Consider the following 18,816-nt stretch of genomic DNA (forward strand, 5'->3'; position numbering starts at 1 on the left):
TTATCTCTATGCTTGATGTATAGTAGAACCTAAGTTCGTGTGATAATAATATTTACTAACTCAAAATTATGATATATGGAGATGTTTAATGAATGATATTTAATAAAGGGGAGCTTTTCTGTGGGCCTGGAGGGTTATCTCTTGGTGCCAAAATGGCTGAAATTATCAGTCCTGATGGAGAGGTATTCAAGGTGGAACACAGATGGGCTAATGATTACGACTCAGAAGCATGCCGGACGTTTAGACACAATATTTGTCCTGATGAGCCCGATTCAGTTATAGAAGGTGACGTAAGAGAAATTAATATTGATTCTTTGCCTAGTATTGATGCTTTCTCTTTTGGTTTCCCATGTAATGATTATAGTAATGTTGGAGAGAAAAAAGGGATTAACGGTGATTTCGGCCCTTTATACACATATGGAGTGAAGGTACTGAATGCTCATAAACCACTTTGGTTCATAGCAGAAAACGTTGGAGGACTTGAAAGTGCTAATGAAGGAGAGACTTTTATAAAAATTCTATCTGATCTAGAAAAAACAGGATATAATCTTACACCTCATTTGTATAAGTTTCATGAATATGGAGTACCACAGGCTAGACAACGAATTATTATTGTTGGTATTCGAAAAGATTTAGGCTTAAGATATAAGGTTCCTGCACCAACTCATGGACCAGGGAATTATGTCACTTCTAGGCAAGCATTAGAAGAGGTACCGATTCCACTAGATGCTCCTAATCAGGAGTATACAAAACATCAAGCTAAGGTAGTAGAAATGCTAACCCATATACCCCCTGGAGAAAATGCTTGGTATCAAGGATTACCAGAACATTTGAGGTTGAATGTAAAGGGAACGAAAATTAGCCAAATATATAAAAGGCTTCATCCAGATAGACCTGCCTACACGGTTACAGGAAGTGGTGGTGGGGGAACACATATGTATCATTACGATAGCCCAAGAGCACTAACTAACAGAGAAAGAGCTAGGATTCAAACATTTCCTGACACATATGAGTTCTTAGGAGGAAAAGAGGCTGTAAGAAAACAAATTGGTATGGCTGTACCTCCTCTAGGAGCTAAAATTATAGTAGAGGCAATTCTTAAAACATTTGCAGGAATTCCGTATAATTTTGTTGATGCGCACTGGACATTTGATGATTCAATAGCGAATCCTCTATTAAAACTAAAATAGGATATTAAAGGTCGAGTTATTTCTCTCGATCTTTTTTTGTTTTAATTTTTATACTTTCTATAAATGAAGATATATTGTTGATAGTATCTTGAAATTCGTCTTTTTTTAATTTATGCTCCCAGATTCTTAATAAACTCCAACCAATACTTTCATAGTAGCTGTTAACTTGGGTATCTCGTTGTTTGTTATGCACTAGTTTTTTTTTCCAATATTCTTGATTGCTTTTCGGTATGTTTCCATGAATTTCACATCCATGCCAAAAACAAGAATCAATAAATATAACTATTTTGTATTTCTTAATGGAGATATCCGGTTTACCATAAAGATTCGTGTTGTTTCTGCGAAAACGAAAGCCTTTTCTCCATAGTTCTCTCGAAACTTTATCTTCTAGTTTTGTTCCTGTAGAACGTATTGCCGACATATTCTTTTTTCTGTTTTCGGGGGATAAATTATCGACCATTTTAACAAAACCCCTTCAAAAAGATTTCTTTATTTAAGGAGGAAAGAGACTTATTATGTCAATTAAACTCAGTGAATTACATAGGAACATTCTGATAGCTAAAGATCAGAGGGGGATTTATGGAAACCGCTAGAGACCGATTTAATGTAACATTAAACCCTGTTCATCTAAGTTGGGGGACTCTTGGGAAATCAAGAACTAATGGTAAGAGGAGTCCGTTGGAAGTGTATGTTCAAATTGCGTTATCAGATGCGCGATGTGATGTATTGTTCGCTCGAATCTAAATTTTGAAATAATTCCTGAGCAAAATAACGAAGCCATTATTTTGCTTTAGATGGAGCCCCATGTGAAACTTTTAAAATCTCTCTTATTATATTGCGGGATAGCAATATATTACTAGGGGTAGTTTCTCTGAGCATGTCCGCCACTTCTTGTATAATCAGCTCTGACTCGGTCTGTTTCATTTCCTCATTTACGAAACCAAATAACTGCGTTATATTTACCTCCAGTGTTTCTGCGATTTTAGCGAGGTTAACCAAAGACACATTCTTTTCCCCACGTTCAACTTGTCCAATGTATGTAAAATGAAATCCACCTTTTTCTCCAAGTGCCTCCTGGGATAGTCCCTTCTCTTTTCTTAGAGCCTTGATTCGAGCGCCGACTAAATTCAAAATTTCTCTTTCTTCCACCATACGCACCCCCTCTATGTAAAAGTGTAGACAAGATTTCGGGGGCTAAACATGACTATTTGGATCGTATATTTATCGTTAAATTATATCTTTAAGTATTATTTTATTGTATAATATTGGTATTAACTCATTGGAGGGATGAAAATGGCAAGAAATTGGTCCATTATCGAAGCGCATTGTAATCACCAAGAAGCTTTCACTCCACGTTTTCAAGGATCTTATGACTTTATAGAATCTGTGTCCAGACGTAGTCCAGATGACTATATAGTGCGTAATACCATAATGGACTATCACCAGCATACAAAATATCACATCAAACTAGCCAACATCATGTATGGTCACAACCAGTTCCAAGCTTGTCTGATCCTCTGCGATTGGGCGCTAGCTTCTATGGTCAAGGCGTTATATATCCAAAAGTATCATGTAGTACATCCATCGAAGGAGCTTACCATGAATGAGATTTTGAATATAGTGCATACGGATACTGCGCCCGGACTGGATATCGCTTTGTTTATCGGTACGATTCAACATATATCTTGCATAGAAGAGTTTAACCATGATCGGAATCTACAACCAAACAACATCAAGAAGCTGCTTCAACGAACAGAAGAAATACTAGAGGAGTTAAAGAATCGACTTAAGAATGATATAGAATTAAAATAAACTATTGATTTAATGTGTTATGTAACGTGGTCAGCTTTTTTGAAAATAGGACTCTAAGAGTACAGGTACTTAGTGAAAGCTTTTTATAATAAGGAAAAATCAGGATATTGGACGGATGTATGTGTCTTGTACTTCTGCTAACATAGTTGAATCTTATTTATTTCGGAGAGAACCCTATGATTACAATCAAAGTAACACCAGAACAACTACTATATGTATCCAAACAGATTGAGCATGGAAGACAACAGCTGGAGTCTATACGAAGTGATCTGACCGCACGGATCGGTTTCATCGAGTCTCAATGGATGGGAGCCACACAGGAACGGTTTTTCCATGATTTTCAGCAATCTCGTTCTGTACTGGATCGTGCACTGGAAAGTATGGTAAAGTCCTCTCAAGATCTAAAGGCTATTGCTGTGAGATTCCAACAAGCTGATCAGGAACAGGTGAGTATAAGGGCAGTTTCTGGGCTGATCGCATTACAGAAAACGGAGTCTAATTCAAACCATGATTCGGATAAAACAGAGTATACGATGGTATATAATACGCAATTCCGTAAAATGATGCCAACGGATAAAGACGGTAATGTAACACCAGAGACACTTCGTGCGTATGAGAGAGATACTGGGTCACTGGACATGAAATCTGCACCTGATGTTGAGCCTGAGGGTGAGGATATCATGCAGTATCAGGTCAATGAATTGAAGAACGGGGTATACCCATTCTCAGGAGAACCCGTTTCCGAGAATAGGGCCAGGTTGCTTATAACCAGTCTGCAAGCCAGTAATATGTTGATGGCTTTTACGGGAATGTATAAAAGGGGCTACAAAGTTCCGAGTAGTGGATTGAGGTTTTCAAATCAAAATCCAGGAATTAAGCGAATACAAGCATCACCAGTACAGCCTGGTAGTGCAGGTGAAGGAGCTAGTATAAGTAGTAGTTATGCTTCTGAGAAATTAGTATTATCTGATAAGGCAAGGATGTTAAAAGAAAAAGGTCATCACAGTCAGGCTCTGGATGTTCATTATGAGGATACCATTAGAAAGAAAACAGGTGGTAAAGAAGTTATATATGGTGAAAAGGGGAAAGAACGAGAGTTAGATAGTGTCACATCAGATGCTGTAATTGAAGCAAAGCGTTCGACATCAGCTATTCATAAACCAGATAATTTTCTCAATAAAAAAATGAAAAAACAGCTACAAGCTACAATGCAGTATGCTGAAGAAAATGGTTTGAGAGTGGAGTATTGGTTCAAGTATGGTGTTCATCCCAAAATACAAAAGTATTTAGAAGACAAGGGAATTGTTGTGAAAACAGGACTGGGGGATTGAAATGGGAAAGTATGTATCTGTTAGAGGTTGGTTGGAGTGTGATGAGAGCACAATTAATGAAGTGAAAAAGATACGGGATGACTTTACAGCGAATTACAATGAAGGTTTACTGGATAAAGATAAATTGGAACTGTATCAGTCTGGCTGGACATTTCCGGAGAAGCAAATTAATTGGACGGCTTATGTTTTTTACGGGGCAGATATCAGAGAGTATCATCTTGATTTTATGAAAAAGCAGCTTTCTGAGATGGCTAACATTGAGGATATAACTGGATATTTTTTGATAGATGATCATGATGGAGATTATCATTTGTGCTGGCAGATATATGATAATAAAGTTATTGAAAGTGAACAGGAAAATATCGTGTTCAACAAATAAATAAGTTAAAATTGAAGGCCCATATCGACTTCTAAACGAGTGGCTATGGGCTTTTTTGCTTTTCATCCGCTCCCGCCACTTTACAAAATCAACCGTTCACCATCCATGGCAAATGGTATAATGGCAAAAAGGGAGATTCTGGCGCACAGCTAGAAGGTTCTCACAGTAGAGAGGATGATATACCACATGCCTACATACAACAAATTGGTGCGGGACAAGATTCCGCATATTATCACATCCAGCGGTAAGGAGTGTCGGACGCGCATTCTGGACCCAGAGGAATATAAGCAAGAATTGAGAACAAAGCTGAGTGAAGAGTCGGAAGAATACATGGGTGCAGGAAGTGATCAGGAAGCACTTGAAGAACTGGCAGATATGCTCGAAGTGATCCGGGCGTTGGCAGAGGTGCATGGAGCTAATGCGGCGCAGCTGGACAAGCTACGTGCAGATAAAGCCGAGGCGCGTGGAGGATTTCAGGAGAGAGTGTATCTAATCGATGTCGACGAAGCTTAATGTAAAACTGATTACCGACAATCTGGCCGATGAACTTATTACCCGGATGCAGCATGCGTCCGGGATTTATATTATGACGTCTTTTATTATGCAATCTGGCGTCAAGCTACTTGCTCCGCATTTGAAGCGAGCGGCAGAACGCGGGGCAGAGGTGCGCATGCTCGCGGGAGATTATCTTTATATCACACAGCCTGAAGGATTACGGGCGCTCTGTGAAGTTGATTCACGAATCGAAGCAAGACTTTGGCGAAGCATGGGGACTTCTTTTCACCCGAAAGCGTATTTATTTGATCATGAACATGGAGAAGGCATGCTGATTGTCGGCTCATCGAACTTTTCATTCACGGCGCTCAAGACGGGTTATGAATGGAATCTGGCAATGAATGCGGAGGCAGAGTCGTATACGTTTCAGTCGGCTTTGGAGAAGTTCATGCAGAGTTTCTATCACGAGACCACCTTGCCAGTGACCCCGGATTCCATCGCACTATATGAAGAAGAGTATCGGCAGTATCACCAGAAGAACCCGGAGATGATCCAGCGGATCACCGAGATGGAGGAAGCGGAGTTCGGTACAAGGCTGCCGGATGAGGAGACCGAACAAGAGTCTGCTGTTTTGTCTCTTTTGCCTATTCAGCCGCGATTTGCTCAGTTAGATGCGCTCGAAGCATTGAACGCCACGATGGAGGAGCAGTATGAAAGAGCCATGGTGGTCATGGCGACTGGACTTGGCAAAACCTATTTGGCGGGCTTTTTCGCCCAAAGGTTTCAGCGGATTTTGTTCATAGCACACCGGGAAGAGATTTTGAATCAGGCGAAAAAATCGTTCCAACAGACCATGCCAGAACGTAGTCATGGGATATTTAACGGCAAGCATAAGGACGAAGAGGCAGACTGTGTATATGCTTCGATCTATACACTGAGTTTGCAACGACATCGGGATGTGTTTGCGGCTGATGCCTTTGATCTGATCGTGGTGGATGAGTTCCATCATGCGGCGGCGAAGACATATATGAAGGTCATTGAGTATTTCCGTCCACAGTTTCTGCTTGGCATTACGGCAACCCCGGATCGACTGGATGGTAAGGATGTATATGCACTGTGTGACGGGAACGTCGCGTACCAGATGCATTTTATCGAAGCAATCCGGCGTGGGTGGCTGGCGCCATTTCAGTATTACGGTGTATTCGATGATACCGACTATTCCAAAATTCGCTTAATCGGCACCAAGTATGATGAAGAACAGCTTATGTCCGTTCAGTTACAAGAGGAGCATGTGGAAACGATCTATGCGGCATGGATGCGGCACAAGCAGACGAGAACCATCGGTTTTTGTTCATCCATTCGTCAAGCGGACTACTTGGCTGCGTATTTCCGCAGTCAGGGGGTGAAGGTGCTTAGTCTACATTCACGTACATCGGAAATGTCGCGCGAGGAAGCCATCCGGCGACTGGGTGCGGGAGAACTCGAAGTTGTGCTGACCGTAGATCTATTTAATGAAGGAACGGATATTCCAAGCGTAGATACGCTACTCTTCGTGCGTCCAACCGAGTCACTTACCGTATTTACTCAGCAGGTAGGTCGCGGGTTGAGGTTAGCCGAAGGAAAGTCACACTGTATTATCATCGACCTGATCGGGAATTATCGCAATGCGGATGTGAAGCTTAGCCTGTTTGATGTACGGGGAGAAGAGGAACGCGGTGGAAAAGCGCTGGACGTAGCTATACCGGAGATTCCGGATAACTGCGGCATTCATTTGGAGACCCGGGTAGTGAATCTGCTTCAGGAGTTAAGCCGCAAACGGATGCCACGCCGCGAGAAATTGCATCAGGATTTTCTGGCTGTCAAACGTGAGCTTGGTCACATCCCGACTTATCTGGAGCTTCATCTTATGGGGCAGTCTAAAAGCATCGGATACCGGAGCGAATTTGGCTCATATGTCGGTTTCCTTTACTGGGCGGAATTATTATCCCCGACTGAGGGGGAAATCTATGTTCGGCACGAGGCTTGGCTGCGGGATGTAGAGAAGACGCTGATGAACAAAAGCTATAAAATGGTCGTACTGCTCTATATGCTGGAGCGAGGCGAAGAGCACTGGATCGAACCAATCACACCGGGTGAAATGGCTGAATTTTTCCATACGTACCTGACAGAGAAAGAGTATCGGAAACGAAAGGACTTCTCGGACGAAGGTAAGGCTTCACTTGTGGAATGGAATGAAATAACTGCAAAACGAATTGAGAAGCTGATCATCGAGATGCCCATGTTGAGGTGGAGCGGTATGAAAGGCAGTATGACTCGGTTCGAAGATGGCGTGTTCTCGCTGAACGTAGAAGTGCAGGATACCGAAGAAAAGGAAGTATTATATCGCTGGACACGGGAAATATGTCTGTATCGGTTGCATGCGTATTTTGAGCGGGGATAAACTTTAATTAGATATATTGATGAGATATAAGTGGCAGTGAAGCGGGGACAAAATGGGCTTCGTTGCTGCTTATGTTTTTATAATGAAGACTTGATTGAACACTGATCTGAGTCAATATCTGAACAATTGCTCCAATAACTCCAGGCAACCATTAAGGAGAGTGCAACTTGGCAGATTTCCTTAGAGAAGTAAATGCGTTAGTACAAAAGAGAGGGAACTTACATCCTGATGATCCGGCAATTCAGTTAATGTGGCATGACTTGGTGAATTTGCTAAAAAGCAATGAGGAAAGTGCGATTGCATTGTTAGAGCAAAGTAAAGAAACGGAATTGTATTGGTTATGTGAGATATTTGAAGATTTGTCTGCCGAATTTCAGAGTCAAACCTTTATACATTTTCTTCTAGAGCTGCAAAAGAAATATCCCGACCTGGATATGAAGCAAGATATCGAATACGCGATTCAATCCATAGAAGAATAACGGATTGGAGTGAGACGATGAGAGTTCAGCTTAAAGATACAGTAACATTACAAACCAATTTATCATTGGATCAAAGCTATATCGTATATGAAATAGAATCTACGGCTTCGGGAAATACGTACTATAGAATTGAAAATGATGCGAAGCAGGTTGTTCCGTATGATTCGATGTTTTTTGATGTAGTTTCATATAAGTTATATGGTGAATGGACGGTCTTAAACAAGTCTAATCAATCATCTGCCAGAGTTCCCGAAGAGATCGCTTATATCCCATTTTGGGAAGAGTTTTATAATGATGATCCAAGGGCTCTCCGCGCTTTCAGACAAGTTAAGGCCAGATTTTATCTCGCAGAATTAGAAGTTTCTGAAATAAAAAATATTCTGGAGAGTAACAACGAAGATGAGATTGACTTTGTTTTTTATATGCTAATACACGCGAAGTGTGACACGTTCATATACGAAGTAATTCAGTTCGCCATAACAAGGCTGGTAGAGCATAACTATTCAGAGGAAGATTTGTTGATAGCTGCATTCGAGTATTTGAGTTTATTCAAAGAAGAACATATCCATGCATTTTTTATAGACTACTTGACCAATATTGAACTTGGAAATGATAAACTAACCAAAATTGTGAGTAATTACTTTGCTTCATAACAGAAATGGCAAGTGGATATAGGGGAAGTGTGAATCTGCTAGAGGTTGGTGGAGAGTATGTCAAAGAGTATTTATCTAAAAAACAAAGATGAGTTATTACCCGAGGAACTTATGGCTTATACATTGGCCAAATTAGGATCTTACGCATGGAGTAGGACAGAGATGTACAAACCGAATCGGATGTATGAGCGTCCAGCTGGTTTTTATTTCAGATTTCACAATGCCGATCAGGTTTATGAACAATTAAAGCCATGTATTGAGGAGTTCAAAGGTAACTTGAAATGGATAATTCATGTAAGTCCTGTAACCAGACATCAAAATTATGTTGTTGAACCTGCTGATGTATACTATGCGAAACAAGCCGAGACATATCAGGTAAATATGGAGCTGCGGGATGTGCTTCAAGCGTCGTATAAGGACATATGTGAACTGGCGATTCAAGATATTCCTCTATTATGCAACCATATTGAGCAATGGTTTGAGCTGGAGCATAAACAACTCTATCCACCTACCATACCGAATTAGTGAGTAAGGGGAGATTCGTTTGTCACAAAGTGCAATTCGTTATAATCAGCGAACACGTTATATACAAGATGCTCAATTAGGTGCAGTGATTCAGTGTGTTTTTATAGTTGTAGATCAAAATGCCACGAAATTTTCTGACGAAATCGGGTGGTTATTGCATGCAATGGAGGAGTGGTGGAGTGATTTTGAAGAGTTGCCACCAGGACTAAAGGATATTGAATTAGATAAGTGGCTGACAAAGGGAAGCCGTAAAGAGATGTTTAACCTATTGTTAGAAGATGCTCTTAAACAATGTGATGAATCCTTAAAAGATGAAATATTCAAATGGATAGAGATATTGAGAGATTGATCTAACAACACGGAATTTCAATCCAGGCCCCGTAACTTAACTAGAGTTATACTGGACGTAATGATATTTATTGCATTTTTATTGCCCAAAGGAGTTTTGGACATGGGAAAGTATGTATCTGTTAGAGGTTGGTTGGAGTGTGATGAGCATACAGTTGACGAAGTGAAAAAGATAAGGGATGACTTCACAGCGAGTAATGAGGGTTTACTAGAAGAAGATAAATTGGCACTGTACCAGTCGGGCTGGACACTCCCGGAGAAGCAAATTAATTGGACAGCTTATGTATTTTATGGAGCAGATGTCAGAGAGTATCATCTTGATTTTATGAGGAAACAGCTTTCTGAGATGGCTAACATTCAAGATGTAACAGGATATTTTTTGATCGATGATCATGATGGAGATTATCATTGGTGCTGGCAGATATATGAGAATAAAGTTTTTGAAAGTGAACAGGGGAATATCGTGTTTAACAAATAAATAAGTATAATCAAAGGCCCGCCTCAACTTTTAGTAGAGGAGTGAGGGGCTGTTTTCGTTTGGAGGTAATGAAGGAATGGCATCCGCTTTTGTGTTAGTAGAAGAGAACAGTAATATACCGATAGATCGTTTGGTAAGAGATATAAAACAAGCCTGTAGGGAAGCGAGATTACATATTGTTTCTGGAATACAAGATGTAGATTCAGAACAGAACTTGAAACATTGTGCTTTTGGTATTTCATTTTTAGAGCAACAATTATCAGACCTTGATACGGTAAATAATTCGATTAGAGTCGATGTATATGATGAACCTGCTCCATATCAATACAGAGAATTGGAATGGAAGGAGGATGGGCGGGTATATTTTAACACGCTTATTATCGATGAGGTTTATCAAAATGAAGAGGTCACGCTAAACTTTCTGTATCATTTTCTTGAGAGACACCGACAGATGATAGTTTGGATAGAGGAAGATTGGGTGTATACATTGTCTGACCTGGAGAAAGCTTTGAAAACTTCAAAAATGTCTGATTGGTGTTATGTAAAGCCGAACTTCTTTTAGGTAACACGAATTTCGAAGTAGGCCCATATTGATTCCTCAGCGAGTTGCTACGAGCCTTTTTACTTTTCACTCAATCCCGCCGCTTCGCAGTTTCCTACGACTATACTTCTGGCATAATGATAATTTTCCGGATTAAGAGATAACACTAGTTTGTAGTGGGAGGATTTTTTATGAGAAGGACTTTTGTATTCATTCTGACTTCTATGTTGTTACTTGTGGCATGCTCAAACTCAGGGCAAAATGAACTTCAAAGTTGGGCATTTGATGTCGTAACTTGGCAAAAGGGAGTTTACAAGGTGACAACTGATACTGTTCCTACAACTGATGTGGAAATCGAAATTGGAACAATTAAAAAACACTCTACAAATGAGAGTGATAAATTACCTAAACTGTTCTCCAACAAGTATAAAAAAGGGACAAAATTATTTAAAGTAAAAAATGTAGAGACAAACGATTATATTGCAGTAGAAGATAATGAGATTTACTATAGAGCAGTAAAGATGGATGGAATGAATACAGCGGTCAATCTCCAGCATAGTAAGAAGCATCAGCAGTTCCAAGCCACTGACAAGCTTTTGAATTTTTTTATACGTATCTGACGGAAAAGGAGATTGAGAAGCTAATCATTGACATGCCCATGTCCAAGTGGAAAGGGGATAATTATTGTTTTCTTCCAACTAAATAAACTTGAAATAAACGGCGACTTATTCCGGAATGAACCCGGGAGAGGGTCGTCGTTTTTCTTTTGTTACAATATTGCTTTTCTTCTATGTGATTTTGATACCAAACTGAAACAAAACCTCCATATTAATCAAGTTATAATACATTTAATTGGAAAAACACCCCACGAGTGGGGTGTCAGGTTCTTGATATCAAAAGTTGGTGGAGTAAGATAATCCGAAGGTTGAGATGTTATAGCTTTTCCCATGTACAGTGCCTGATCCATTTCGAATAGCGGTTCTGCGAGCAACAGGGTCTGAACCGTTAACTCCCTTTAATACGGAAAACAGTCGATCTTTGTCAGGATAACGCGTGGTTTCACCACTATTTCTCCATGCTTTTTCAAGAGAGGTAATCTCGGCAATAATCGAACTTTCTCCAGAAAGGCTCCATGACTGAACGGCATGGTCGAACAGAAAAGCCAGTCCTTGTGTGCTTATAATGCCAAATTTTCCAGCGAAGCTAACTGCACGATCTAAATAACTTTGGGCATATTTGCGTTGAAGTGACTGATTAGCAGACTTGGTTCCCATGGCTTCAAACAGTGTCTTCCATTCAGACACTACATTACCACCACTTGTTGAGATGCTATCTCCCCATGCGATTTGTTGAGATTTTGTTTTGTTATTCACGACATCTTTTAGTGTAGCCGCTTTGGAAGCACCAAAGACTGCTTTGAACTCGGTTTCGTTGTTCTGAATGTACTCTTTCAAAAGAGGTTGAAGGGTGCCTTGTCCGAAATTGTACTGAATGATCCCGAAGGATAGACCCTGTCCATCAAAATTACCTGTGACGTTTGAATAATCATTATTTCCTTCGAAAAAACCTGTGTTTCTTAACAATTTGTCTTTTAAGCTGTCTGTAAGTGCCATATTACTTCATCTCCTTATGTTTGGGAATACTCATAAAGCGAATGAAGTAGGCTATAAAACAACCTGAAATGAGGAAATAGATTATGAAAAAATATGTAACCATTGTTTTACTCTTGCTCATGATTGGATCTGGAAGTCTAGTATGGCTCTATTTAAATCATGTTTCTGCTAAGTCGGTTAGCGAATTAACAAGCCATGAACCGGAACCCACCAGGACTCCTGCGTATTCCCTGCCTGATGAAATCGAAATCAAAAGTGAGGGGAAGTCACTAAAATTGCCGCTTGCTGATATTCCTCAGTACAAAAATTATTTATTAAATGAAAAAAATCTACAATCCGAGATCGCTCGTACTCAATTCACCACGTTGGATGTACCCATTCCGGAAAAGGTTAATTTGCTCCAGTATAGTTGTGGAAACAAAGAGTGCTCAACCATTTTGGTGAAATCAAGTGGTGTGAAGAATCAGAGCTTAAACCTACCTACTGGAATATTTCAAGACTATAAGTTTTCTCCCGATAATACGAAGGTACTGATACGCTACGCTTATGATGAGGGAGGACTGGTCAGGAAACAAATTGTTGTTGCGATCGATCTTCATTCATTCACATTGATTGGGTATTCATCTCCTAAACTTGAAGAGCAGTTCATGTTAATGCCAACTTGGCCTGTCATTTCGTATAATTGGAAAGATAACAATTACTTTACAGTTGAAACTGCAGCATTAGAAACGAATGAGTACAATACTTTAGAAAAATGGTTTTCATCTGATGATCGAACAACTAAAAAGGTAACGATCAAGCTGGATACATCTAAGAAATTTAATGAATATCCTGGCGCAGAGTAACAAATGTTTGAGAAAATAAAATGAATAGTTATCACTAACATGAGGATAGCTGTTCTTAGTAGAGTAAGACATCAACCATATGGTTGTTGTCTTTTTTGTTTAATTTAATCAGAGTACAAAGTTATTTTATTTGAAACAAATGCACGCATTGGGAAAAAATATAGTATAATAAATAAGAACAAATGTTCCTGTTGTGGTTGTGTTTTTATCCATTAAACACGCCTTCTTATATATCAAGAGTAAAGGAGGCACACAAGATGAGTACTCTAGAGAAAGCGGCGTATGATTATACAGTAGATAGAGTCCATTTGAAATTTGAGGAGTACAGAAATCAAAATCCTGAATTATTTTGTAACCAGGTTATCGTGAATTTTTTTAAGCAGGAGAATAACCAGAAATTATTGTTGGGTTCTATGAAGGGAGAGAATGACAAAGAAGAGGCGCTGAATGAGTCTTTCCGCAGGTACTTTTTTCAGATTCGGTTTGTTGCCTATGTCACTTCTTCGTTGCAATTTATGAGTATTGATCAGATGCGACGTAATCAACGCTATGCTGCTCGAAACGTACTGATCTATGATAAACCTTCCTCTGATGATTCAAGTGTGTGTATCGGTGAGATAAAGAGTACCTACCAGAGTTCTCCTGATACTGCCCAGCCAGATGAGTATTCGATGTTTCTAAAGGGAAATTTTACAGATGAACATGTGGAGTCTGCCTACCAGAAATTAACGGATAAACAAAAGCATGTAACAACGTTATATTATGGTTTTGGCTACCGAGATCACGAAATTGCTACTAAACTTCAGGTCAGTCAGCAGGCTGTAGCGAAGACAAGAAATACCGCTTTGAAAAAAATGAAAACGACTATGTTGGGGGAGGGATCATAAATGGAAAGTAGTTTAATTGCAACTTTCATAGCTGGCATTGGTCAGGTTGGATTTCCTATTATGATTACATTATATTTATTTACCCGTTTCGAGAAAAAACTGGACCAGCTTTCAGCAAACATCGGTACACTAATAGAAGTTATTAAAGCGGTGATTAAAGATGAATCAAGATAAGCTTAATTTCTATGATGCAGTTCAAAGAGCGCAAAGTGGGGACAAGGAAAGTTTGCTTCGTATTATTAATGCTTTTCAACCAATCATCCAGCGGATGAGGTACCAGGTCAGCCCTCAAGAACGTGATGACCTGTCACAGAGCATTGTTGAAGGATTAATGATCAAAATTATGAATTATAAGTTGAAGGATATGCCTACATATACAGAGTTCTGCAGACAGCTACTGGGTAACGAGTGAAAGGTGTAGAAGCATATCTGATTAAAAGGATTATGGACTGCCCTTCAGGTTCGAGATCTGCATAGCAAGGAAGGCATATCACCGGGACTACTCCCTGTTATAGTGGTATGACTATCAGCAAAACAATATTTTTTCTATGAAACTAAACCTGTTGCAATCACGTTAACCACAATAGAGAGGTTGACACTCGAAACAGAAGGGATGACATGCTATGAAAAAATGGATATTGTTCGCTACCGCACTTTGCGTTGTCACCGTAGCCGGAGCACTGTATGCTTCAGCAACCAAAGTCAGTGCAGCGGCGTCCGCACCGGCCTACACCTTAACCGTGAACGGCAAAGAGATACAGACGAGTAAAACGGAACTGATGCCTTTCGAGCATAAAGGAACCGTCTTGGTGCCTTTGCGTGCGACGGCAGAGTCTTTGGGATATGAGGTAAGCTGGATCGCAGCGGATAAAGCTATTCGTGTGGAAGACCGTATCCAATCCGTTATCGTGAAGGATGGCAGTACGCTGGCCAAGTTTACGGGAAAACTGAAAGTCATCAATCTGACTCAAGATGTGGAGTTGCCTGTACCCGTTCTATCTAAGAAAGGCGTAACGTATGTGCCTGCTTCATTCTTCGAACCTTTTTTCAACGAGGTAGTTGTAAAAGAGGGAAGCGTGTCTATCTCGGCACAGATGTCGAGCATTCAATAAGTTTAAGCCAGCGACAATATATGTAATTTAGATACGTATGGGGTGATGCATGCAAACAGCGGCTGTTCATTAAACCCCGATCATTCGAATCCAAACCTTTGAAGGCCTTCTTCCTTTATGGAACAAGGGTCTTGAAGGTTTGTTTCTTTTTAGCAAGAAGAATCCACCGCACCTTATCACACAACGAAACAGACTAAAGCATTTCAGCCCGTATATTACTCAAGTAACATACTGTAATCGGCATGTATATATCCGCTCCTTTTCAACGAAAATATGGAAGAAAATACACCATCAAGATTCATATTCCATAATCTCGTTCAAGTTAGGGATAACGCATTTTTACAAATGGACACATGTTTCAAAAAACGCTTCCAAAATTTCAATTCTGCCCTACCTTTTCGGCTCAGAAGCTGAGATAATGGGGATGGCTAATCCGATGAAGGATTTTAGACGACATAAGGGATAGCGGTTACATGCCGCTTGCATATGAAATGGGAGGAATAGAGATGACCACACAGGTAACAGAACTCATTCAATCAAAACAGGGACAGGCGTTGCTTGCGCAAATGTACGGACCGCAGCACGTAGAGGAGCAGGGTGCCCGTTACGAAAAGCTGGACGCTTCGTTCCGCGAGCACTTTGGCGAGCAGGAGCATATGCATCTGTTCAGTTCCCCGGGCCGCAGTGAGATCGGCGGTAATCATACGGATCATAACCATGGTAAAGTGCTCGCGGGAAGCATTACGCTGGACACCATTGCCGTGGCTGTGCCGACAGGCGACAACGTCATTACGTTTTACTCCGAGGGATACGACAAAAAGTATGTTATCAACCTTGCGGACTTGAAACCTAACACAGAAGATGACGGTACTACCGGATTGATTCGTGGGATGGCGGCGGGCTTTGTAGAGCTTGGGTTCAACATTGGTGGATTCCAAGCGGACATCTCCAGTAACGTATTTGCGGCTTCGGGTGTGAGTTCTTCTGCATCCTTCGAAATGTTGATCTGCACGATCCTGAACCATTTCTATAACGATGGCAAGCTGGATGTCGTAACGCTGGCCAAAATCGGACAATATGCGGAAAATCACTACTGGAACAAACCGTCCGGCCTGCTGGACCAGATGGCTTGTGCATATGGCGGTTTGATCTCGATTGATTTTGCGAATCCGGCTGAACCTGTGATTGAGCCTGTGGAGTGGAATTTCCAAGAAAACGGATATTCCCTGGTCATCGTGAATACAGGTGGCAACCATGCCGATCTGACAGAAGATTATGCTTCTGTACCTAACGAGATGAGAGCTGTTGCGAAAGCACTTGGCGCTGAATACGTGCGTGAAATCTCAGAAGAAGATATTTATGCCAAATTGCCTGAGATTCGTGAAGCGGCCGGAGACCGTGCGGTATTACGTGCATTGCACTTTCTGGCTGAGAACAAACGTGTGGATGGACAGGTGTCCGCTTTACGCGAAGGACGTTTTGCTGATTTCTTGTCACTGATCACTGCATCGGGTAACTCTTCATGGAAATGGTTACAAAACGTGTATCAAGGCGGGGCTTCCCGTGAACAGGAGATCTCCGTGGCGCTTGCCTTGACTGAGAATTACCTGAGCAACCTTGGCGATGGCGCATGTCGTGTGCATGGTGGTGGATTCGCAGGTGTTATTCTGGCGATTGTACCAAACGAGAAGGCAGAAGAGTATATGAACTGGATGCGCGGTATGCTGGACACGCCAGTCATTGTCGTTAACGTGCGTCAGCACGGTTCGATCTGCTTGAATGCGGAACTGAATTAATCTTAATCAGGTATCAAGCATTGCCTTAAGCGAATGATTGAAGATAGAGAAAGCGGACTCGGGGGAGAAATCCCACGTAGCCCGCTTTTTTTCTTAGGACAAAGATATGCAAATGGCCTCATGAAGAAATGGCAAAAACATCTCATCCCCGAACTGGCGAAAATACGCAATATATCGTGGATCGGTCATATAGACCTCGGCAATACAGCGGAGAATTTCGGCATCACAGGTCATGAAACGAGAGAGAATACCTTTCCATTTTCTCACTAAGTCTTGTACTTCTTCCGTAGCAGGAGACAAACTCTGACGTGCGGCCAGTTTTCGAAATACCTCTTCCATATCTGCTGAAAATTGCTGATTGCCCTGTTTCTTCTCGGCTGGAGAAAGTGCTGCTATATGAGCTTCGTATTCCTGGAACTGCTGTGTTCCTCCGTAGATCACCCTCGCCTCGGATTCATATTGGGCCTGAATCGATTGAATAGGGGAGTCGCTGAACAGCTCCAGTTGGGATATATTTGTTCCATCTACATACTGGTCGAGTTGACGTATGGTCGCTTCGAGTTTTTCTTTTCGCTCAACGAGTGTCATCCGATGGGTTCTCAGCATTTCCTTCTGTTCATCTATAGATAATTCCAGCACAGACGCGATATCCTGCAGCGTAAAATTCATTTCTTTGAACAACAGGATCATTTGTAGCTTCCCGAGTGCTTCCTGATCGTAGAGCCGATAGCCGTTAGCCTCCACTTTACCCGGTTTGAGCAGATGGATCTGGTCGTAATAGTGCAAGGTACGTTTGGTAATGCCGGTAATACGCATGATCTCTTTAAGGGTGAAATATCGTTTCTTCATGCCAAAAATCCTTTGTCTCGGCAAGGATAACACTTGCCGGTGTAATGGTGGCTTCCGTAATCGGCCGGCCTGTTTTATTCAGGTAATATTGAATCAGATGATACCCGCAGGCGTAACCGGCGGCATAAGGCACACCCACGGGTGTAAAGTTCTGCATCTTTGCGAGCTCATCACCGTAAAGATACGGATGGATATGATCAAATCCCGTCACATTTAACTGTTTTTTGAACTTGGGTTTGATGACGGTGTTTAAGGTGTTCGTATCTGTTTTGGTCACCCATGGCCTAAGCAGCTCCTCCCCATATAGGGAAGTGGCAAAATTCTCGGCCAGCCCCTCGCTCACAATCATCTCTCCGAGCGTGATCCCCGGATTCCACTGGATATGCTGGTATCTTACATTATGATTGCACTCATGGGCAAGAACGGATGGAATACGAGGTAGGGTATAGGTGTTTGGCACCAGGTTGGCAATAATATAACCCGGAATGCCGCCATCTCCACTAATGCCTTCATTTATTTGCAGCACCGGGCTGTCCGGATTACCCAATAAAATGGTAAATAGATAGTCCGAGACTTTCAGGGTGACGCCATCCTTAATAAATGAACCCAGACTTGTCTCAACCGCTTCCTGACATTGTTGCCAGAATACATCCGAAGAGATGGCAGTCAAAGACTCGTCTATGTCAGATGTAATCGCCTCAGGTGCGACATTCATCCAGTTGTTCATGGTGATCACATCGAATCCGCCAGGCTCTTGAGACTGGAAAGGGATATGCTGGATGTTCCATTTTGCCATAAAAGGGCTGAGCATCTCCTGACGGTACAGTTCTAATTTTTCCGATGGCGCAGCTTGTATGATGTTTCGGTAGATCTGATCTGAACGTAACGCAGTGATGTTTATGGACATGTTACATTGCTCCTTCGTATTAGGATTGACTCATTATCCGGGATAACGTAACGTTACAGTCAAGGGGATCACCAAAAGACTTCTTATTTCTATTTGTCTGCAAGGTAGTCTATAAGAGAGGATGACCATTTTTAGC

General features: G+C 41.3%; 24 protein-coding genes. 19 read left to right on the top strand and 5 right to left on the bottom strand.

Translation table 11 applies throughout. The annotated features are described in order from the left end of the window. Positions 1 to 92 precede the first annotated feature (92 nt). A complete protein-coding gene (locus tag FS818_RS15255) occupies positions 93 to 1,190 on the top strand; it encodes a DNA cytosine methyltransferase (protein ID WP_145333023.1) in 1,098 nt (365 codons plus the stop codon). Between the two features lie 16 nt (positions 1,191 to 1,206). Here the strand turns inward: FS818_RS15255 and FS818_RS15260 are convergent, their stop codons facing one another. Together FS818_RS15260 and FS818_RS15265 are read right to left on the bottom strand one after the other, a co-directional pair. Further along, on the bottom strand, positions 1,207 to 1,650 hold the full coding sequence (locus tag FS818_RS15260) for a very short patch repair endonuclease (RefSeq protein WP_145333024.1): 444 nt from the start codon (positions 1,648 to 1,650) through the stop codon (positions 1,207 to 1,209). Between the two features lie 320 nt (positions 1,651 to 1,970). Then, positions 1,971 to 2,339: a helix-turn-helix domain-containing protein gene (locus tag FS818_RS15265; protein ID WP_145333025.1), complete on the bottom strand. Its 369-nt coding sequence runs from the start codon at positions 2,337 to 2,339 to the stop codon at positions 1,971 to 1,973. Between the two features lie 144 nt (positions 2,340 to 2,483). Between FS818_RS15265 and FS818_RS15270 the strand changes: the two genes are divergently transcribed. The 12 genes from FS818_RS15270 to FS818_RS15330 all read left to right on the top strand — a co-directional run bounded on the left by FS818_RS15270 (position 2,484) and on the right by FS818_RS15330 (position 11,291). After that, positions 2,484 to 3,002, top strand: coding sequence for a hypothetical protein (locus FS818_RS15270; protein WP_145333026.1), 519 nt, complete (start codon positions 2,484 to 2,486; stop codon positions 3,000 to 3,002). Positions 3,003 to 3,178: 176 nt separating this feature from the next. Next, entirely contained in the window at positions 3,179 to 4,333 is a 1,155-nt protein-coding gene (locus FS818_RS15275) for a WXG100 family type VII secretion target (protein ID WP_145333027.1), read from the top strand. 1 nt (position 4,334) lies between these two features. Then, entirely contained in the window at positions 4,335 to 4,712 is a 378-nt protein-coding gene (locus tag FS818_RS15280; protein WP_145333028.1) for a hypothetical protein, read from the top strand. Positions 4,713 to 4,898: 186 nt separating this feature from the next. Then, the gene (locus FS818_RS15285; RefSeq protein ID WP_145333029.1) at positions 4,899 to 5,225 is read left to right on the top strand and encodes a nucleoside triphosphate pyrophosphohydrolase; all 327 of its coding nucleotides are present in this window, start codon (positions 4,899 to 4,901) and stop codon (positions 5,223 to 5,225) included. After that, positions 5,209 to 7,647 (top strand): DEAD/DEAH box helicase family protein, encoded by a 2,439-nt coding sequence (locus FS818_RS15290; RefSeq protein ID WP_145333030.1) that lies wholly within the window; start codon positions 5,209 to 5,211, stop codon positions 7,645 to 7,647. Before FS818_RS15285 ends, FS818_RS15290 begins: the two co-directional genes overlap by 17 nt. Before the next feature lie 167 nt (positions 7,648 to 7,814). Continuing rightward, positions 7,815 to 8,126, top strand: coding sequence for a hypothetical protein (locus tag FS818_RS15295; protein WP_145333031.1), 312 nt, complete (start codon positions 7,815 to 7,817; stop codon positions 8,124 to 8,126). Positions 8,127 to 8,143: 17 nt separating this feature from the next. Continuing rightward, on the top strand, positions 8,144 to 8,779 hold the full coding sequence (locus tag FS818_RS15300; protein ID WP_145333032.1) for a hypothetical protein: 636 nt from the start codon (positions 8,144 to 8,146) through the stop codon (positions 8,777 to 8,779). A 162-nt stretch (positions 8,780 to 8,941) separates the two neighbouring features. Beyond that, positions 8,942 to 9,304, top strand: coding sequence for a hypothetical protein (locus FS818_RS15305; protein ID WP_145333033.1), 363 nt, complete (start codon positions 8,942 to 8,944; stop codon positions 9,302 to 9,304). A 19-nt stretch (positions 9,305 to 9,323) separates the two neighbouring features. Further along, positions 9,324 to 9,653, top strand: a complete 330-nt coding sequence (locus FS818_RS15310) for a hypothetical protein (RefSeq protein WP_145333034.1) — start codon at positions 9,324 to 9,326, stop codon at positions 9,651 to 9,653. Positions 9,654 to 9,755: 102 nt separating this feature from the next. Then, complete coding sequence (locus FS818_RS15315; protein WP_145333035.1) at positions 9,756 to 10,130, top strand: hypothetical protein; 375 nt, start codon at positions 9,756 to 9,758, stop codon at positions 10,128 to 10,130. A gap of 76 nt (positions 10,131 to 10,206) precedes the next feature. After that, entirely contained in the window at positions 10,207 to 10,692 is a 486-nt protein-coding gene (locus tag FS818_RS15320; RefSeq protein WP_145333036.1) for a hypothetical protein, read from the top strand. Between the two features lie 170 nt (positions 10,693 to 10,862). Further along, on the top strand, positions 10,863 to 11,291 hold the full coding sequence (locus tag FS818_RS15330) for a hypothetical protein (RefSeq protein ID WP_145333037.1): 429 nt from the start codon (positions 10,863 to 10,865) through the stop codon (positions 11,289 to 11,291). Between the two features lie 273 nt (positions 11,292 to 11,564). Here the strand turns inward: FS818_RS15330 and FS818_RS15335 are convergent, their stop codons facing one another. Beyond that, the gene (locus tag FS818_RS15335; RefSeq protein WP_145333038.1) at positions 11,565 to 12,284 is read right to left on the bottom strand and encodes a hypothetical protein; all 720 of its coding nucleotides are present in this window, start codon (positions 12,282 to 12,284) and stop codon (positions 11,565 to 11,567) included. Positions 12,285 to 12,367: 83 nt separating this feature from the next. On the opposite strand from FS818_RS15335, the gene FS818_RS15340 reads away from it, so the two are divergent. The 6 genes from FS818_RS15340 (at position 12,368) to FS818_RS15365 (ending at position 16,924) form a co-directional block, all read left to right on the top strand. Continuing rightward, complete coding sequence (locus FS818_RS15340) at positions 12,368 to 13,129, top strand: hypothetical protein (protein ID WP_145333039.1); 762 nt, start codon at positions 12,368 to 12,370, stop codon at positions 13,127 to 13,129. A 257-nt stretch (positions 13,130 to 13,386) separates the two neighbouring features. Continuing rightward, positions 13,387 to 14,016: a sigma-70 family RNA polymerase sigma factor gene (locus tag FS818_RS15345; protein WP_186375500.1), complete on the top strand. Its 630-nt coding sequence runs from the start codon at positions 13,387 to 13,389 to the stop codon at positions 14,014 to 14,016. Continuing rightward, the gene (locus FS818_RS15350) at positions 14,017 to 14,190 is read left to right on the top strand and encodes a YvrJ family protein (RefSeq protein WP_186375501.1); all 174 of its coding nucleotides are present in this window, start codon (positions 14,017 to 14,019) and stop codon (positions 14,188 to 14,190) included. After that, positions 14,177 to 14,428: a helix-turn-helix domain-containing protein gene (locus FS818_RS15355; protein WP_145333041.1), complete on the top strand. Its 252-nt coding sequence runs from the start codon at positions 14,177 to 14,179 to the stop codon at positions 14,426 to 14,428. The genes FS818_RS15350 and FS818_RS15355 overlap by 14 nt, the downstream gene beginning before the upstream one ends. A gap of 211 nt (positions 14,429 to 14,639) precedes the next feature. Continuing rightward, a complete protein-coding gene (locus tag FS818_RS15360) occupies positions 14,640 to 15,128 on the top strand; it encodes a copper amine oxidase N-terminal domain-containing protein (RefSeq protein ID WP_145333042.1) in 489 nt (162 codons plus the stop codon). Positions 15,129 to 15,634: 506 nt separating this feature from the next. Then, the gene (locus FS818_RS15365; protein ID WP_145333043.1) at positions 15,635 to 16,924 is read left to right on the top strand and encodes a galactokinase; all 1,290 of its coding nucleotides are present in this window, start codon (positions 15,635 to 15,637) and stop codon (positions 16,922 to 16,924) included. Positions 16,925 to 17,017: 93 nt separating this feature from the next. Here the strand turns inward: FS818_RS15365 and FS818_RS15370 are convergent, their stop codons facing one another. Then, positions 17,018 to 17,773: a MerR family transcriptional regulator gene (locus FS818_RS15370; protein WP_145333044.1), complete on the bottom strand. Its 756-nt coding sequence runs from the start codon at positions 17,771 to 17,773 to the stop codon at positions 17,018 to 17,020. After that, complete coding sequence (locus FS818_RS15375; RefSeq protein ID WP_145333473.1) at positions 17,748 to 18,674, bottom strand: DUF2268 domain-containing putative Zn-dependent protease; 927 nt, start codon at positions 18,672 to 18,674, stop codon at positions 17,748 to 17,750. Before FS818_RS15375 ends, FS818_RS15370 begins: the two co-directional genes overlap by 26 nt. Positions 18,675 to 18,816 lie beyond the last annotated feature (142 nt).

Source organism: Paenibacillus xylanexedens (assembly GCF_007680605.1).
GTDB lineage: Bacteria > Bacillota > Bacilli > Paenibacillales > Paenibacillaceae > Paenibacillus > Paenibacillus xylanexedens_B.

Excerpts from the sequence above, each read along its gene's own strand:
- FS818_RS15355 (WP_145333041.1), top strand. The coding sequence starts at position 14,177 with ATGAATCAAGATAAGCTTAATTTCTATGATGCAGTTCAAAGAGCGCAA.
- FS818_RS15360 (WP_145333042.1), top strand. The coding sequence starts at position 14,640 with ATGAAAAAATGGATATTGTTCGCTACCGCACTTTGCGTTGTCACCGTA.
- FS818_RS15330 (WP_145333037.1), top strand. The coding sequence starts at position 10,863 with ATGAGAAGGACTTTTGTATTCATTCTGACTTCTATGTTGTTACTTGTG.
- FS818_RS15300 (WP_145333032.1), top strand. The coding sequence starts at position 8,144 with ATGAGAGTTCAGCTTAAAGATACAGTAACATTACAAACCAATTTATCA.
- FS818_RS15270 (WP_145333026.1), top strand. The coding sequence starts at position 2,484 with ATGGCAAGAAATTGGTCCATTATCGAAGCGCATTGTAATCACCAAGAA.
- FS818_RS15275 (WP_145333027.1), top strand. The coding sequence starts at position 3,179 with ATGATTACAATCAAAGTAACACCAGAACAACTACTATATGTATCCAAA.
- FS818_RS15280 (WP_145333028.1), top strand. The coding sequence starts at position 4,335 with ATGGGAAAGTATGTATCTGTTAGAGGTTGGTTGGAGTGTGATGAGAGC.
- FS818_RS15320 (WP_145333036.1), top strand. The coding sequence starts at position 10,207 with ATGGCATCCGCTTTTGTGTTAGTAGAAGAGAACAGTAATATACCGATA.
- FS818_RS15305 (WP_145333033.1), top strand. The coding sequence starts at position 8,942 with ATGTACAAACCGAATCGGATGTATGAGCGTCCAGCTGGTTTTTATTTC.
- FS818_RS15340 (WP_145333039.1), top strand. The coding sequence starts at position 12,368 with ATGAAAAAATATGTAACCATTGTTTTACTCTTGCTCATGATTGGATCT.
- FS818_RS15370 (WP_145333044.1), bottom strand. The coding sequence starts at position 17,773 with ATGAAGAAACGATATTTCACCCTTAAAGAGATCATGCGTATTACCGGC.
- FS818_RS15260 (WP_145333024.1), bottom strand. The coding sequence starts at position 1,650 with ATGGTCGATAATTTATCCCCCGAAAACAGAAAAAAGAATATGTCGGCA.
- FS818_RS15365 (WP_145333043.1), top strand. The coding sequence starts at position 15,635 with ATGACCACACAGGTAACAGAACTCATTCAATCAAAACAGGGACAGGCG.
- FS818_RS15335 (WP_145333038.1), bottom strand. The coding sequence starts at position 12,284 with ATGGCACTTACAGACAGCTTAAAAGACAAATTGTTAAGAAACACAGGT.
- FS818_RS15255 (WP_145333023.1), top strand. The coding sequence starts at position 93 with ATGATATTTAATAAAGGGGAGCTTTTCTGTGGGCCTGGAGGGTTATCT.
- FS818_RS15315 (WP_145333035.1), top strand. The coding sequence starts at position 9,756 with ATGGGAAAGTATGTATCTGTTAGAGGTTGGTTGGAGTGTGATGAGCAT.
- FS818_RS15345 (WP_186375500.1), top strand. The coding sequence starts at position 13,387 with ATGAGTACTCTAGAGAAAGCGGCGTATGATTATACAGTAGATAGAGTC.
- FS818_RS15290 (WP_145333030.1), top strand. The coding sequence starts at position 5,209 with ATGTCGACGAAGCTTAATGTAAAACTGATTACCGACAATCTGGCCGAT.
- FS818_RS15350 (WP_186375501.1), top strand. The coding sequence starts at position 14,017 with ATGGAAAGTAGTTTAATTGCAACTTTCATAGCTGGCATTGGTCAGGTT.
- FS818_RS15285 (WP_145333029.1), top strand. The coding sequence starts at position 4,899 with ATGCCTACATACAACAAATTGGTGCGGGACAAGATTCCGCATATTATC.